This is a genomic window from Haloarcula sp. K1, from assembly GCF_001647155.1.
GTDB lineage: Archaea > Halobacteriota > Halobacteria > Halobacteriales > Haloarculaceae > Haloarcula > Haloarcula hispanica.
In genome coordinates, this window is record NZ_LRHL01000023.1 from 445,067 (window position 1) to 461,264 (window position 16,198).

Below are 16,198 nucleotides of genomic sequence, written 5' to 3' on the forward strand. Positions count from 1 at the left end.
ATACGACAATAATCTACCCTTTGGCCCACGCATGTGTAATGTTATCGCACATTGTCCGGTGCCGCGGGTACAGTTGGGGTGACGACGTCCTGACACCCGTACGTATATATCAGATGACGTTCCACATGTCTATGCATGGTCACCTGGGGGGTGGCAGGCGAGCGGGTGGACCGGAACAGCAGTAACCCGCCGGAGTGGGATGGAGAAACGGTCGACCCGAGCGCACTGGTGCGCCAGTTACACGATCGAGAAGTTACGGACGGCGAACAGTTACCACATCGTGTCGACGACTGCTACAGCGGGTCCGTCACCGAGTTAGCACTGCCGGCGGTGGATGCCACGGTAACCCGAGTCGCTACTGACACGAATACTGGAGCAGTTGATTCACCGACGACCCTAGAGGAGGGGGAGTACCTGCTGACGATGGAGGCCCGTGCTGCGGATAGCGACCGAGGGTCGCCGTTGGGCGTCGTTGACGACATTCGGATCCACGTCCGCTTCGACGGGCCGGCGTCGCTCCACTCGGCCGGCATTACCTCTGTCCTCGGTTTCCAAGAGCCGACGAGTATTACCGTCGGGTTCGTCTGGGAGACGAGCGCGGAGCGGCCGCATCTGCAGGTCCCCGCGACACCTGCCGGACTCGCAACGGCGATTACCCATCTGAGTGGGGCCCATCATACGATGCAGCCGTCCCGCTCACATCCGGAACTCCGCGGCCATCCGCCGATAGTCACGACCGGCGAGACGACCCGTATTCCCGAACCGGTTCGGCAGAACCGTCCGGAGACTGGCATCACGCTCCGTGTTCCGGAGTGCGAGGCGGAACTGCTCGTCAGCGCCCCGCTGGCGTACTATCTCGGGGCCGAAGTGGTAGTCGAGTCACGGGATGCAGCACTGTTGACGGCCGACGGCACGTCGGTACACCGCTCTTTCGACGCGTGGCCGTCGCTACAGGCCGGCGTCGCGGCGCTGCTCCGGAAGGTGTTCTACCTCGACTGTCTGGTCAGACGCGTCGATCCAGCCGAGAGTGGCGCTCGTATCACGTCCGCGCTCTCGCTCGACCCGGACACAGTTCGGTCGCTGTCGCCGGCTGGACGGCTCGAGCGGTACATCGATGTCTCCGACGAGGCCGTGAACTCGATTCTGCCGGAGTGGCCACTCTCGACGTACGTCTCACCCGAACCGGAACGGGTCCGATGCCTGCCGTTCCTGCTCGACCGACTCAGTCTCATCTACCTGCCGGACAGCTCCCGGCTCGACCAGGATGAGCTTCTCGACAGGACGCTGTCGGATTCGTATCTGAGCCGCGGTTCGGCCGAGCGCCCACCGGTCATCGAGCCGAACCTACGCGAGGGCCAACTGCACTCGTGGCTCGCTCCGGGGAACCCGATAGACGCCTGTAAAACGCCGGCGGAGGCGTACGTGAACCGCTACCGGAGTCAGAACCGGGATGCCGACAGCCAACGGGTCGCGGTCGTCCTCAACGACGAGGAGATGGCCGGCGAACACACGGAAGTCACAGAGATATACCGGGCCGCGGACCTGCCGATGGACGTCCAGGTCAGCGAACTGCTGTCGGTCAACGAACTGGCCGACGTGTTCGAACAGCCGGCCGATTTCGTCCACTTCATCGGCCACTGCGACGAGGAGGGACTGCGCTGTCCCGACGGCAATCTGGCGCTGTCGTCGCTGTCGGAAGCCCGAACGCAGACGTTCTTCCTGAACGCCTGTGGCTCCTATGACGAAGGGCTTGACCTCGTCAAACAGGGCGCGGTCGCCGGTGCGGTGACACTTACCGACGTGCTGGACAAACACGCCGCCCTGGTCGGGACCGCCTTCGCGCGCCTGCTCAGTAACGGATTCAGCATTCAGCGAGCGCTGGAACTCGCTCGCCGACGGATAATGATGTGCAAGGACTACGCGGTCGTCGGCGACGGGACCTACTCTATCGTTCCCAATCCCGCACACCCCGCGGTCGTCTGGGTCTCCAAAGGGGAAACGGGATTCGACGTCCAGTGTACGGTCGTGTCCCCGGAACGGCCCGGTGAGAGCTACCGCCTGCCGTTCGACGACAGCGCCGCGCTGAACGGCGAACAGACGAGCCACTCGCTCGGCGCTACGGAGTTGGCCGACGCGCTGGGCCAGACCTCACTGCCCGTCATCTTCGACGGGGAGTTTCACTGGTCCGACGACCTCGCTGCGCGTCTCCGGACGGACTTCTGACGAGCGCGAAGCTGTCAGACTCCGTGACGGAAGCCGAGACGGCCGTCATCTATTTTCGAACCGGCCACCCGAGGAGCCGTATTGATGCGACACTCTCCGTACGCACTCAGGTACAGATTTGATACTGTGCTCCAGTCGTGGCTTCCGGCGGGTAGGAGACAGTGACAGTAACCACTGATTCGAGCGAATTCGCGTGACGACGACGAGCAGAACAGATGGTTCAGTCCGTGAGACGAACGGCTTCTGCTTAGGACAGTTGACCAATATTTTATCGCCTCTCATCGGTGGGTGTTGTCGGATTGTTGGCGAAATCAACACAGTATGGCCGGTAAAATTAAATATAATAATACACTATATACTTGGAAGGGACAATGACTGAAAATCTCCTGCAAGACGACGTTGGGTCTATGTTGACCACGGTGTTTGGGGCAACTGACGAGCCGGTGTACGTCGTGAACCCGTCGCGGCGGACCATCTCTGAGCTTGTATCGACACTGGACGCGGATTCGGGCGCTCCCGAAGTTCGGCTGCTCGCCGACGAGCGCGCACTGAAAGACGTCATGGACGACTTCCTCGTTGCGAGCACCGCGGCCGACCTCATCGACGAGGAGCGGCTCACGATGCGACTGCTCGACGACGTGCCGAACCACTCGGTCGCGGTAACTGTCGATACGGTGTACGCACTCGTCACCATCAGCGACACGGTCGGCGGTCTCGGGACCGACGACGCGGCGTTCGTCGACAACGCCTACGACTACTACGGCTCGACCTGGGAAGACGCCGACGAGTACTCGCTCCGGACGCCGCCGCTCAACCGCGTCCAGAGCACGCTGGAAGCCGACATCGGCCCGGAAACCGCGTCGGACTTCAACGACGTTCTCAGCTCTCTGTCGACGGCTCGTGGCGACGGCGACGGTCTCGACGAGGTCACCATCAGCCTGCTCGTGGCCGCACGGAACGGCGAACTGCTGTACGACATCAGCAAATGGGGCGAAGACGTCGGACTGGCGAGCAAGGCGACGTTCTCGCGGACGAAGACGAAGCTCGAAGACATGAACCTCATCGACACGGAGAAGGTCCCGATCGACGTGGGCCGACCGCGGCTCCGCCTGATGCTCGGTGACGACCGGCTCAAAGACGCCGAGCCGGACGAGCTGGCCTCCGTGGCTCAGTCGATCCTCGCCGCGTAGGTTTTTCCCGCTCCACCGCGAGGGGTTCGGCATGCAAACTGTCGAAGTCGTCGGGCGTGGACCGGCCGTCGACGCACTCACTGCGTTTCTCGCTGATATCGACGTTACAGTAGCACAGCCGTCGACACCGGCGAACAGTAGTGGCGACCTCGCCGTCGTCGTCGATACTGTCGGGTCAGAGACGTTTGCGGCGTGGAACGACCGAGCGAAAGGCGATGACGTCCCGTGGGTCGCCGTCGAACTGGGCGGCGTCGGCGGCGTCCCGGTGACTGACGCCGCGATCAGCGGCTTCGGACCCGAAACGGGCTGTTTCGACTGTCTGCGGACTCGGGTCGAGGCGACGGTCGACGAGACCGAGGAGATCACAGAAGCCCCGGCGGCGGCCACGCAACGATTCACGGGAGCGCTGGCGGGCCGACTGGTAACCCAGTTTCTCGACGGCGACACTGCCCTCTTCGGGACAGTTACGGAACTCCCACATACGCAGCGCCGGTTCCTCCCCGTCCCGGGCTGTGACTGCAGTGAGACGCCGAGCCGTACCCTCGGCGACGGTCGCCGAACGGCCCCGGACAGCGAGGCGCTCTCGCGGGCGGAACTGGGCCTCGACGACCGGGTCGGTATCGCCACGGAGGTCGGCGAAGTCGAGTCGTTCCCCGCCCCGTACTACCTGTCGACGCTCGCCGAGACTGCCGGTTTCAGCGACGTATCGGCCGCCGCCAAGGCCGCCGGTGTTGCCATCGACTGGGACACGGCGTTCATGAAAGCGCTGGGCGAGAACTACGAGCGGTACGCGGCCGGGGTCTACCGAGAAAGGAATCTGCGGCACGGGACGGTCGTCGATGTTCCGGATGCCGTCGCACCCGACGCGTTCGTCAGGGACGAGGCCGAATGGGACGACTCGACGGCGCTTCCCTGGGTCCCGGCCGAAAATCTGCTGACCGACGAACGGCGGTCGCTTCCCGCCGAGACCGTCCACTATCCGCCGCCATCGAACGTGGTTAGACCGGCAACGACGACCGGGCTCGGGCTCGGAAACACCGTCACCGAGGCGCTGCTGACCGGGCTCTACGAGGTCATCGAGCGCGACGCCGCGATGCTGTCGTGGTACTCGACGTTCGAGCCGCTTCGAGTTGCCGTCGACGACCACGAGCGGTACGACACGCTCCGGCGTCGCGCGGCGTCCGAGGGGCTCGAGGTGACGGCGCTGTTACTGACACAGGACGTGGACATGCCGGTCATCACCGTCGCACTGGAACAGGACGAGTGGCCTCGCTTCGCACTCGGCACCGATGCGGATCTGGACCCGGGTACGGCCGCCGTCGGTGCGCTGGAAGAGGCGCTCCAGAACTGGATGGAACTCGACAGCATGGGTCCCGAGGCGGCCATGGACGCACAGGGTGCAATCGGGCGCTACGCCGAATCACCCGGCGAGGGGGCCGACCTGACGGCCACCGAGACGGCGGTCCCGCTGGACTCGCTCGGCCCGGACGCAGACCTCTCCGGCGAGGCGGAGCTAGAGACGTTGTGTGACCGGGCAGCTGACGCGGGACTCACGCCCTACGGAGCGCGGCTGACGACGCGCGACCTCGAACAGCTCGGGTTCGAGGCCGTCCGTGTCGTCTGTCCGTCGGCACAGCCGCTGTTCTTCGGTGATTCGTTCTTCGGCGAGCGGGCCGAAGCCGTGCCTGCTGACCTGGGCTTCGAGCCGCGGCTCGACAGGGAGCATCATCCGTTCCCGTAGCAACAGCCGACGAGCGAGAGTCAGATACCGGACAGTCCGTATTCAGATGCCGAACGTCGCCCGCAGCATGTCCCGCGTGCCCGGCCCGAGGCCGACCGCGGTAACGGCGATGAGCAACAGCAGCGCGTACCGCGGGCTGTCGTCGATGAACTCCTGGTTGAACAGCGAGACGACCAGCGAGGCGACAGCGAGCTTGACAATCAGGAACGGCCACGACGTGCCGATAGCAGCAGTCAGACCGGCTGACTGGAGAGATTCGGTGGCTTCAATGATGAATGCGTTGGCCGGGTGTTTCGGGTAGTACGTCAGCGGGACGTTGAGCGCGTCAAGCCAGTCAGCCAGCAGGACGTTCGCGACGCCGTCGATGGCGTGGCCCCAGATGACCAGCAAGCCGATATAGCCGGTTCCGTCGTTCAGCGCCGGTCGATAGGACTCGAACAGGCGGTACAGACCGTACGACAGCGCCGATGCCAGTGCGACAGTCGTGATGAGGACTGACGGGTACAGCGTCGCGTACTCGCGTGTGAGCGCGACAAACGTAAGATAGAGTAGCGTCACGGCGACGAAAATGCTACCAACAGCGCCAGTCGTCCGGTAGTAGCTGTCGACGATGCCGCGCTGTTCGAGGTCCACGCAGACGACGAGGACGAGCAGCGTCAGTAGGAACACCGTGCCGTAAATAACGGGACTGATGATGAGTGAACTCAGCGGATACTCGACGATGGGTGAGACGCCGGCATCCACCGCGCGGTCGGTCGCGTCCTCGACAGTCCGCAACGCGCCGCCGAGCAACATGAACGGCACGAACGCGAAGTAGAGCTTCGGGTCCTCGGCGATGTCCAGTCGCTCGAGGAGGAAGTAGACGCCGACGAGCATATACACCAGAATCAACATGTAGCCGATCTCGGAGACGATAGTGTATCCCGGCTCGGCGATGAGCCGTCCCTCCTGAATAGCCGCCCTACAGCCATCGTACAGCGGTTGTGGCCCGGATGCAGTCATCTCGGCACAGCTGGCCGCCTTGGCGTCCGCGTACACTGGCCCCCAGAAGTACTGCCAGAGGAACCGATCCCAGACGGCCTGTGGAGCGGCCATAACGGCTCCGACCGCGACGAGGAGGACGGCAGCGAAAGAGCCCACCCAGAGCTGGCCGGGCCCGTACTCATCGACGGCTCGCTCGAACGTTTCCATGGCCGAGTGACCGGTGGCAGGCGGTTTTAGCGTTCCGGTCCCGTGTGCGTGGAGCGGACTTCCGCGAGCCAGACGCGGCGGGATTTGATGGCGAAACTGTGTTCAATCCTCAGCGAGTGCCTCGTTGCCGGCCGCCACGAAGGCCTCGTGTGCCTCGCCGTTGGAGGCGACGACGGAATCGCTGTCGTGGGTCCAGGGCTCGCCATCGAGGTCAGTGACCGTGCCGCCAGCCCGTCTGACCATATGGACGCCAGCGAGCGTGTCCCAGGGGGCCATCGGGCGCGTGCAAACGAGCCCTTCGAGCGCCCCGTCGGCAACGTGTGCCAGCGTGGCCTGGAACGAACCCAGACGCCGAATGTCGCCGAAGCGGTCGCCGACAGCGCTACACAGCCGACCGAACTCGTCCCTGTCGTCGCGATCCCACCAGCCGACAGGAGCCACGGCGAACGTCTCCGGGTCGGTTCGACCACTTACCGACAGTTCGGTCCCGTCTCGTGTCACGCTTTCGGGGCCAGCCGCGTAGAGGTCGCCGTACGAGGGGAGATAGGTCACCGATGCGACCGGCTCGCCGTCGACAACTGCGCTGACGGCCGTCCCCCACAGACGCATCCCACGGACGTAGTTCGCCGTCCCGTCGATTGGGTCGATGACCCACACAGAGCCGCTATTTGGGATGCTATCGACCGCTTCAGGCTCGGAGTCAGTGTCCGGGCCAGCTAACGTTGAGAGGTCCTCCTCACAGAGGAACCGGTCACGGGAGAACTCCGCTCGAATCGTGGCGACGACTTGCCGCTGGGCGTCACGGTCCGTCTCCGTGACGAGATCGTTTTTGTTGGCCTTCGACTCGACACTGAGGTCGCCCCGGAACTGCTCCCGAGCAACGACACCGCCAGCGCGGGCCGCTCGCTCGGCGACCGCCGCCCGGTGGCTTGCATCTGTCATACCTGACGCTGGACCTCCCTTGTTCAAACCATCTCGCCTTCCAGCAAAACAGGGCCGACGGATGGCGATGGGTTACTCTTCTTCGACAGCCTCGTCAACAGCGTCGAGAATGGCTTCGGCGATGTCCCGCGCCTCATTGGGCGTGTACAGGACCTGGTTCCCCAGTGACTGTTCAATACGGACGTAGCCGTCGTCGTCCTCAATGGAGAAAAACGCTGTATTCTCCAGCGGTGGCACATGCAGGCTCGCCCCCTCGGACTGATCGGTGGCCATGTTATCGTTTAGCACATAGGGCGGCTTAAATCTACGGCTCTGGACAACAGCGGCCGCCCAATTACAAATATTAATAATCAGACCCCAACGGCTTATACTCAGTCCAGGTATGTACGTATATGGCATCGATACGTGGGGCACTTCGGTTCAGCAAGGACATCTCGGTTATCATGCTTTTGGGAGTCGTCTACGTCCTTGGGCTGAGCGTCGCAACGCTGATCAGTGCATCGGAGGAGCGACTGCCGCGGATACACGCTGTTAGTGGCGAGATACGGAGTCGGCTTCGTCGCCCAGTGTGAGACGCTCAGCAACCATGACGCCAAAGCCACCGACCGGTACATGGAATCAGGTGGCTGTACCCGGAACGCGCTACTCGAATTGACGCATTTTCCCGATTACAGACTATCCGAAACGACTGCCCAGTGCCTCTCGTAGTAGTTTCCCGGTGTAGTTCGACATTCGCAGACGTGACTTCCTAGTGATGGTTCCCGTTTTATCACCTTGCTTGAGATATCCGGCGCTGAAACCGCGGGAGACATAGTCTACTAGTCTGATAGATATCTGCTTCACAACGTACATTAGTGCGTGAATAATGTGCTTTATTGATAGATGGCACGCCACACTGTGGTCATGGGTCGAAGAAATCGTGTACAATCAGGGGAGGAGAGGGATTCTCATGACAACTATTGTTATTAATGATGGATTATCCCACCCGACAGCTTTATTATATGCTGCTTTGACATGACACTCTGTGTGGAAGCCGTGCGGTACATATCAGAAATTCGGCATTGAACTCAGATAAAATGGGGCCTACTAGCCGTGTTCATCGGAAGCCGCTCAGGGGAGTGGAGAGTGTATGCTACCAGACGCACCAGCGATAGCCGAGGTACGGGAATGACGATACAAGCAAATCAGGCAAATCAAGCGGGTCAACAGGGGATCACGAAGGCTGTAGACGAGTTTCTCGTCACGCCGGAGAGCGAAGTCACGCCGGTTTTGAGCGTCGTGATGCCCACCCTCAACGAGGAGAAAGGGATCGTCGAATGTATTGATCGGATCAAGACAGCGATCTCGGAGTTACGTGTGCCGACCGAGATCATCGTGAGCGACAGTTCGACCGACGCGACTCCGGAGTTAGCTCGCGAGCGGGGTGCGACAGTCGTGACACCTGATGAACCGGGCTATGGCTATGCGTATCGCTACGCGTTCGACAAGGCACGGGGAGAGTACATTGCGATGGGTGATGCTGACACGACGTACGATTTCGAGATGATTCCCCAGCTCCTCGAACCGGTCCAGAACGGCGACGCGGACATCTGTATGGGGAGCCGACTGGAGGGCGAGATCCGGGACGGGTCGATGCCGCCACTCCACAAATACGTCGGAAACCCGCTGTTGACGCGGTTCCTGAACACGTTCTATGGAGCCGGTGTAAGCGATGCACACAGCGGCTTCCGTGTGTTCACCAAGGACGCGCTCGAAACGCTAGAGCTAGAGACGACCGGGATGGAGTTCGCCAGCGAAATGATCATGGAAGCCGGTGCGAACGACCTCACCATAGAGGAGGTCCCGATTATCTACCACGAGCGGGAAGGCGAGGAGACGCTCGATAGTTTCAGTGACGGCTGGCGACACGTCCGCTTCATGCTCGTGAACGCGCCGGACTACCTGTTCTCGTATCCGGCTCTGTTGCTAGTGTCGGTCGGGGCAGTGTTGATGTCGCTATCAATCGCTCGGCTGTCGATCGGTGGCGTTAACTTCGGCATACAGACGATGGTCGGCGGGTCGTTGCTGGCAATCGTCGGGTATCAGGTCTGGACGCTCGCGCTGTTCAGTTCCATCGCCGCGAACCCGATAAACAAGCCCGAGGGTGTGCTTGTCGGCATGATACGGGAGCGGTTCCAGTTGGAGCACGGCGCGTCCATCGGCATTCTCGCGGCTGCAGTCGGGATTCTGTACCTCGGGAGCGTGTTCGGACAGTGGCTGCTCGCCGGCGAGGCGGCGTTACCGTCAGCTACAGCGACCCTTCTGGCCTCGACAGTCGTAGTGCTGGGGCTACAGACAGTGTTCGGGTCGTTCTTCATGAGTATGCTAGCAGACAGCAGCTAACCGTTGACAGTCGCTTTAGCGGAATTGGTCAGTTCTGGGTACACCTGCTAGGGCACGTTCCGTTCTCGACGCAGTCGATGTCGGGCTGTGTTCGGTTCTCGGCAACGAACTGCCACTCGTTTCGGCCTACACTGTCGGTGCCGTTGGAATAGGAAAGTTGTCTGTACAGCCCGTTGTAGTTCATCACGCTGTCGTACTCTGTCTGGGAGTACCGCTCCTCGTCGATACCGTCCTGATGGGCGTCGAGCCCCATCGCGTGCCCGAATTCGTGCATGAACAGCGAGGCGGTGATCTTCGGTGAATCGAACCGCTCCATCGCCGCGATTTCAGGTCGGCCCGCACCGACGAAGTAGTCGTCCCCGTTGTAGGCGACGTCGTCAGTTAGCAGGACGTAGTAGTAGCCGTCAGCACGGTGCTCGGAGTGGTTGGCCCGGAAGTCATAGATGTCGTTCCCGGCACCAGCACGGGATTTCGAGTGTACCGTCCCGTTGGCCGAGAGGTTCGTATCGTCTGTGACGAGATGGATATCGATCCCGGTGGAGCCGTCGGGGTTCGAAACGGGTGCATTCTCAAACGTCTCGACAATAGATGTCCGGACCGGGTCGCTGAGCGTCGTTGACTGTGTAGAGTCGACTTCGACGTAGATGTCCGTTCGGAGCGGGTCTGCATCCGGAAGAGCCTGCTCACAGCGGACTTCCATGCCGTCCGGATAACCGTCGCCGTCCGTGTCCGGGTCCGTCGGATCAGTGCCGTAAACGGAGCGCTCTAGCGAATCCGCCAGCCCGTCTCCGTCTGTATCAGTGGCGTTCGAATCGGCCTGAGCCTGCTGTACGTCCGGAGTATCGGCCCCGCCACCGCTAGCAGTGTTCACCTGCGGCGACGTCCCGGCGACTGGAAACACGACACCGGCGAGAAGCAGCGCCACGAGGACGACGGCACCGGCGCGAACCGTCGGCAGGCGACAGAACCAGTTGTTCGCGAGACGGCGGGCGCCAACTAAGATGTCTGTGAGCATAGTGCTAATATTAATACTGATTCCAATAGCTACATTTAGCTGAGTTCTCGAATTCCGATCTCTAGTGAACTCAGACCATCCATGACTAAGGATTTTTGAGTGACGGTTAAGTAGGTAATCCCCCAAATATCAATATCAATTTCGATATTAACGATAGATGCGAACTCCCAGCACTCGGCTGTGTCTGTCGGTATCTTCAATGGGCTCGGTTCAGTAACCGAAGCTAATGCGTGTCACCCGGCGGTTCTGGCTCACGATCACTGCTATCGGTAGTCTCGTCGTGGGTGGTGGGCTGCTCGATGCGCCCCTGTTAGTCGTCGGGGCCGTCGGGCTCGCAGGCTGGCTGCTCGCAATGCAGTTTGCGTTCGTCCGTGGCGTTTCACGACTCGAGGACGAACTCACCGTCAGCCAGTCGCTCGACCGGTCCCGAATACGGACCGACGCCGAAACGAAGTACACTCTCGAAGCATCAGTTGCCGCCGCCGGCGATCACCTGCCGCTCTCCGTCGAGGCAAGGATTCCACTCGCAGCGCGGATGGAAGCGGGTTCCTCTCCGGATATCCATCTCGATACGTCGATGCAGTCCTCGTCGGTGACGCTTCCGCTCACCTGGGAGACTGTTGGCAACTACACCGTTCCCGGAGCCACAGTAACCGTCAGTGACGGCACCGGGCTGTTTACCCAGTCGTTCACGACGGCTCCCGGCCCCGAACTAGCAGTCGAGTCGCCGTCGGTCGGTCCGATTCACGTTGGCCAGAGCGGGAAACAGTTGCTACGCGGTGTCGGCGAGCACGATGCCCGGGGGCGGACGGGTGGCCTGTCAGCTGAGGAGATTCGAAAATATGTCCCGGGTGACGCACTGAAATACGTCGACTGGAAGGCGACTGCCAGACTAGACGAGACGCACGTCCGCAACTACGAGGCTGAGAGTAACCGTAGCGTGGTGCTCGTCCTCGATCACCGGCAGACTCTGGGTGATGGGACACCTGGCGAAACGAAGCTAGATCACCTCAGAGCGGTCGCCGCAGCGTTCCAGCAACGTGCCGAAACGATCCGTGATCCCCTGGGCTATCTCACTATTGACGACGCGGGCGTGACGGAATCGAGAATCCCTGTGGCGAGAACCGAGGCCTACAGGTCGTGCCGGCATCGGATCAACGACCTCGACACCGAAACTGAGACGCCGGCAACAGCTACCACGACAGCGTCTCACACCGGCAGGATGACAGGGACGGTGAACCCGACGGCGGACACACAATCACCGATGGAAACGACGTTGCTCGCGTATCGAGATGCCGCCGGATCAAAACGACACCTTCCCAACCAGCCGCTGTACAACGGGCTCCAGGCGGCACCACACGAGATACGCAGCGCGAACCTGCTGGTCATCTGTACTGACGACAGCAACCCGAGTGAACTACGGAACGCGGTTGGACTGGCGAGACGCAACGCAACGGAGGTCGTCGTGTTTATCGCTCCATCAGTAGCCTTCGATACGGACCTCCTCACCGATCTCGATACCGCATACGAACGGTATCGAACCTTCGACCAGTTCCGGCGTGAACTGAACGAGGTCGACTCGGTGACGGCCTACGAGGTTGGGTCCCCGGACCAGATCTCGGCTATTCTGTCCGGCAGCCCAGCGAACACAGACCGGAGGGAGTACGCATGAGCGTCGCACTGAAAACGGCACGCTCGCGCCGATCACTACCCACCGTGCTCGGCCTGCTGGGCATCGTCGTAGCTACAGGCGGACTCGTCTGGGGCGGGCCGGTATGGCTTGGTTTCGTCGGTGTTGTCCTCGGCGGTCTCTACCTGTCCGGTACACCCGTTCTCGCGGTCGTGCTCGGACAGGTAGCGCTCGTCACAGTCGATACACCATCACTGCTACCGCTCGTCATCGTCGAAGGCGGCCTGTTCCTTGCGTTGCTTTCGGTACCTATCGAGACACCCGACAGGCGAGTCGCCGGCAGCCTCGTCGCACTTGTCGTTCCGCTGCTCGGCAGTCTCGCCTGGCTGTCGCTCTGGCGCTGGGACTTGGCCCCCCTCAGCGTCGGGGCCACCGTGGTCATCGGAATTGCCATCGTCGGCTATCTCTTCCATCGCTATCTGCTGATAGAACTCGACATCGTGACTGAAGACGCAGCTTCGGACCGTGATTTCCTATGAGCCAACCCGAGCCTACGCAACCGGACGCATCAGCTGATGACAGCACCCGACAGACGGATATTGTACACGACCGCCAGACACTCGAAGCGGAGCTGGAAGTGTTACGGGAGGAGAACCGCCGGTTGCGCGACTCCTACGCGCATGCGAAGCGGGCAACGTTCAGACGGACCGCAGTGGGCTTCTTTGCGGTCGGTGGACTATCCCTCATAGCGGCACTCCTCTTTCCAACCCTGCAGACCATCTTCGTCGCGTTCGCAGGAACCGGTGTGTTTGCGGGCATCGTCACGTTCTATCTCACTCCCGAGCGGTTCGTCTCGGCGTCGGTCAGTGACACGGTGTTCGACACGTTGGCCGATGTCGAACAGCACCTCGTCAGCGAACTGGAACTCCAGACCGAGACGGTGTATGTCCCAACGGCATCCCGTCCGGAGACGAATGCGCGCCTGTTCGTCCCCCAACACGTCGAGTACGCGGTGCCCGATCCAGACCAGTTGGGAGACCTGTTCGTTACGAGCGGTGCCGAGGCGGAACAGGGCATATCGCTTCCCCCGACTGGAGACCGTCTGTACACCGAGTTCGAGCAAACGATCTCCGGCAAATTCGGTAACGACCCCGATGCAATAGCGGCGCAACTGACCGCAGCCCTGTCCGAGCAGTTCGAACTCGTCGATGACACAACAATCGAAATCGATGGCGGGAACCGAACTGCTACTATTGCCATCAGCAATCCCGCGTTCGGCGACGTTCACCAGCTAGATCACCCAGTGGTGTCCTTGCTCGCGGTGGGGTTTGCCACGGGACTTGATCGACCGGTTACTGTCGATACGCGCGATGACGACCGGTTCAGCGGTGTCGTGACCGTTTCGTGGAACGCACTCGAACAACCATCGGCGCAGTCCAATGGCGCGGCGACCCGAGAACGAGAGACGACACCAGCCCCGGAAAACAGCTAACTGCGGTCCAGTCGCTACTCGAACTCCCGTTTCGTTCCGCCGTCGCCGACCGCTGTCTCGACACCCGTACTGTGGTCGGTGTCGGACCCGGGCGGCGTAATCGACTGAAGGATTTCTTCGATAACCGTTTCGGCGCTGATCTGGCTTAGTTCGGCATCGCTGTTCATAATGAGACGATGCCGCAACACCGGGAGCGCCATCTCTTTGACGTCGTCCGGAATGACGTACTCCCGGCCGTTCAGACGAGCGACTGCTTTGGCCGTATTCTGCAGGGCGATTGTCGCCCGCGGTGAGGCCCCGTGAACGACGTTTCGGTGGTCCCGTGTCGCGCCGACGATAGCGAGAATGTACTCCTTGATGCTGTCTTCGATATGCGTCTCGGGGATGACTGACCGGGCGTCCAGAAGTTCGCTCCGGGAGATAACCTGCGAGATAGAGTCCGCGTCAAGCGTCGGGTTCGCGTCGAATCGGTCGAGGATCGCGCGCTCCTCCTCGGAGTTGGGAATCTCGGTGACGAGTTTCATCTGAAACCGGTCGCGCTGGGCCTCCGGGAGTTTGAACGTCCCTTCCATCTCAAGAGGGTTCATCGTCGCAACGACGGTAAACGGCGTCGGGAGTTCGAGCGTCGACCCTTCAATGGAAACCTGTCCCTCCTGCATCGCTTCGAGGAGTGCGCTCTGTGTTTTCGGCGGGGCGCGGTTGATCTCGTCGGCGATGACCAGATTGGTAAACACTGGGCCTTTCTGCAGCTCGAACTCGCCGTTTCGCTGGTGATACACCGTTGTTCCGGTGATATCCGCAGGGAGGAGGTCGGGCGTCATCTGGACCCGGGAGTGCTGGAGATCCGTCGCGTTGGCGACGAGCGTGGCGATCGTCGTTTTCGCGACACCGGGGACCCCCTCCAGAAGCACATGACCGCGTGTAAGCATGGCGACAGTAATGTGTCGGAGAACTTCCTCGTTACCGATAAGAACTGTCTTCGTCTCCTCCTTGAGACGGTCGTACAGCACCGACGGATCAGTCATTGCGTTGACGTTCGGCCCGCTGTTTAATAATGGCTTCCGTTACTCGCTCTACCTGTGCGGTCTCCCAGTCTGGATGACTGGCTCTGAGATACTTCTCAACGCCGTCCCTGGAGAGATTCGGGTCCGGATCGCCGCCACTGTATTCCCGGAGGCGATCCCGGAGATGCTCGTCGAGACGGCGGTCGTACGCGAGCAGCGCCCCGACCAGCACGACGCCACAGAGCAGTAACAGCGCGTCTGACCGCTGGACGGCCAGGACGGCAGCGGCCACCGGCGGGACGCTACTGGCGTGTGAGTAGTCCAGCAGTGCGTCGTCGTGGCTGGCGACGAGGTTCCGGACGAACCGTCGGTTGTCACCGCGTTCGAGCATCGCGTTCACGAAGATGCTCGGGTCACTGACGGCGATAACCCGGCCGTCGCCGACCGGTTCGCTCGTGACGACGGGTCGGGACGCTAACTGCTCCTCGCCGTCGAGTTCGCCGTTGCCGTTGGTGTCGAGGTAGGCGTATTCGGAGGTGTTGACGAGCGTCGTCGCGTCTCCGGCTCTGACAGTCGTCCCGTAGTTGAGGACGACAGTATCGACGCCGGCAGTCTCCGGATAGTCGCCGGCAGGCGTTGCTTCCGGGAGCGAGGAGTTGCGGTAGTAATTTCGGTTGTCGTACACCGGGCGACCGTCAAAACGCGCGTCAGCACCGACGGCAGCGAGCAGGGCATTCCCTTCTGGGCGGTAATCCTCGGCAACGACGAGTGTCCCGCCGCTTCGAACGAACTCCGCGATTCGTGCCCGCTCGCTCGACGAGTACGGCTCCGCCGGCGAGAGAACGACCGCAACGGTGGTGTCCGTGTCACTCGTCGGATACTGACTTACGTTCGTTCCGACGGTCACGTTTGCACCGGCGTCAGCTGCGACGGTTCGAAGTTCGCCCGCCCCGTCCCACTGGGAGTTATACGCACCGAACGCTGCTGAGGACGTGCTTGCGGCGTAGACGAGCGCGATGATCGTGAGGACGGTGTAAGCGGCCAGCAGGAGCTGCGGGAGAGTGAGCGACGGTAGCCAGGAGTCCTCGGAGAGCGGTGTCAGCGCCATCAGACCAGCCCCGGCGGTAGAATCTCGAGGATCCGTTTGATGACCACGTAGGCAAAGCCAACCAGTCCGAGCCCGATGAGCCACCAGAGCCGCCGTCGCCAGCGCGGCGACACGGCCTGCGGTGCGACCAGTTCGACAGTCACGAGAAACCCGATCAGCGAGACGACGAAAAACAGCTCCAACGTCAGCGCATCCAGGAGGGTCAACACGAGGATGGTACCAAGCACCCACATGAGATGCCCGTAAATGAACTGTTGGCGCTGTCGGGTCGCCATGGTAC

At 61.6% G+C, this 16,198-nt stretch carries 15 protein-coding genes; 8 read left to right on the top strand and 7 right to left on the bottom strand.

Annotated elements, in window-relative coordinates; genetic code table 11:
- Positions 1-135: 135 nt before the first annotated feature.
- The 3 genes from AV929_RS09690 (at position 136) to AV929_RS09700 (ending at position 5,154) form a co-directional block, all read left to right on the top strand.
- On the top strand, positions 136-2,223 hold the full coding sequence (locus AV929_RS09690) for a hypothetical protein (RefSeq protein ID WP_064288116.1): 2,088 nt from the start codon (positions 136-138) through the stop codon (positions 2,221-2,223).
- 371 nt (positions 2,224-2,594) lie between these two features.
- The gene (gene tbsP / locus AV929_RS09695) at positions 2,595-3,413 is read left to right on the top strand and encodes a transcriptional regulator TbsP (protein ID WP_008309020.1); all 819 of its coding nucleotides are present in this window, start codon (positions 2,595-2,597) and stop codon (positions 3,411-3,413) included.
- Between the two features lie 31 nt (positions 3,414-3,444).
- Positions 3,445-5,154 carry a YcaO-like family protein gene (locus AV929_RS09700; protein ID WP_064288118.1) on the top strand — a complete coding sequence of 570 codons (1,710 nt, stop codon included), beginning with the start codon at positions 3,445-3,447 and terminating at the stop codon, positions 5,152-5,154.
- 42 nt (positions 5,155-5,196) lie between these two features.
- Here AV929_RS09700 and AV929_RS09705 read toward each other — a convergent pair whose 3' ends face one another.
- The 3 genes from AV929_RS09705 to AV929_RS09715 form a co-directional block, all read right to left on the bottom strand.
- Entirely contained in the window at positions 5,197-6,345 is a 1,149-nt protein-coding gene (locus tag AV929_RS09705) for a DUF63 family protein (protein ID WP_014040450.1), read from the bottom strand.
- 102 nt (positions 6,346-6,447) lie between these two features.
- Positions 6,448-7,287 carry an inositol monophosphatase gene (locus AV929_RS09710; protein WP_064288120.1) on the bottom strand — a complete coding sequence of 280 codons (840 nt, stop codon included), beginning with the start codon at positions 7,285-7,287 and terminating at the stop codon, positions 6,448-6,450.
- Positions 7,288-7,359: 72 nt separating this feature from the next.
- Positions 7,360-7,560 (bottom strand): hypothetical protein, encoded by a 201-nt coding sequence (locus AV929_RS09715; RefSeq protein ID WP_004518094.1) that lies wholly within the window; start codon positions 7,558-7,560, stop codon positions 7,360-7,362.
- Between the two features lie 119 nt (positions 7,561-7,679).
- Between AV929_RS09715 and AV929_RS21860 the strand changes: the two genes are divergently transcribed.
- Positions 7,680-7,859: a hypothetical protein gene (locus tag AV929_RS21860; RefSeq protein ID WP_129755198.1), complete on the top strand. Its 180-nt coding sequence runs from the start codon at positions 7,680-7,682 to the stop codon at positions 7,857-7,859.
- A gap of 595 nt (positions 7,860-8,454) precedes the next feature.
- Entirely contained in the window at positions 8,455-9,669 is a 1,215-nt protein-coding gene (locus AV929_RS09720) for a glycosyltransferase family 2 protein (RefSeq protein ID WP_014040453.1), read from the top strand.
- A gap of 28 nt (positions 9,670-9,697) precedes the next feature.
- Here the strand turns inward: AV929_RS09720 and AV929_RS09725 are convergent, their stop codons facing one another.
- On the bottom strand, positions 9,698-10,684 hold the full coding sequence (locus AV929_RS09725; protein ID WP_050007609.1) for a hypothetical protein: 987 nt from the start codon (positions 10,682-10,684) through the stop codon (positions 9,698-9,700).
- Positions 10,685-10,910: 226 nt separating this feature from the next.
- Between AV929_RS09725 and AV929_RS09730 the strand changes: the two genes are divergently transcribed.
- Genes AV929_RS09730 through AV929_RS09740 form a run of 3 tightly spaced genes read left to right on the top strand, consistent with a single transcriptional unit; the run spans position 10,911 to position 13,806 of the window.
- Positions 10,911-12,356, top strand: coding sequence for a DUF58 domain-containing protein (locus tag AV929_RS09730; RefSeq protein WP_064288122.1), 1,446 nt, complete (start codon positions 10,911-10,913; stop codon positions 12,354-12,356).
- A complete protein-coding gene (locus tag AV929_RS09735; RefSeq protein WP_014040456.1) occupies positions 12,353-12,853 on the top strand; it encodes a hypothetical protein in 501 nt (166 codons plus the stop codon). Before AV929_RS09730 ends, AV929_RS09735 begins: the two co-directional genes overlap by 4 nt.
- Positions 12,850-13,806 (top strand): hypothetical protein, encoded by a 957-nt coding sequence (locus AV929_RS09740; RefSeq protein ID WP_050038121.1) that lies wholly within the window; start codon positions 12,850-12,852, stop codon positions 13,804-13,806. Before AV929_RS09735 ends, AV929_RS09740 begins: the two co-directional genes overlap by 4 nt.
- A 14-nt stretch (positions 13,807-13,820) precedes the next feature.
- Here the strand turns inward: AV929_RS09740 and AV929_RS09745 are convergent, their stop codons facing one another.
- Genes AV929_RS09745 through AV929_RS09755 form a run of 3 tightly spaced genes read right to left on the bottom strand, consistent with a single transcriptional unit; the run spans position 13,821 to position 16,193 of the window.
- Entirely contained in the window at positions 13,821-14,831 is a 1,011-nt protein-coding gene (locus AV929_RS09745) for a MoxR family ATPase (protein ID WP_064288124.1), read from the bottom strand.
- Positions 14,824-15,918 (bottom strand): DUF4350 domain-containing protein, encoded by a 1,095-nt coding sequence (locus AV929_RS09750; RefSeq protein ID WP_064288126.1) that lies wholly within the window; start codon positions 15,916-15,918, stop codon positions 14,824-14,826. The genes AV929_RS09745 and AV929_RS09750 overlap by 8 nt, the downstream gene beginning before the upstream one ends.
- The gene (locus AV929_RS09755; protein ID WP_014040460.1) at positions 15,918-16,193 is read right to left on the bottom strand and encodes a hypothetical protein; all 276 of its coding nucleotides are present in this window, start codon (positions 16,191-16,193) and stop codon (positions 15,918-15,920) included. The genes AV929_RS09750 and AV929_RS09755 overlap by 1 nt, the downstream gene beginning before the upstream one ends.
- Positions 16,194-16,198: the final 5 nt, after the last annotated feature.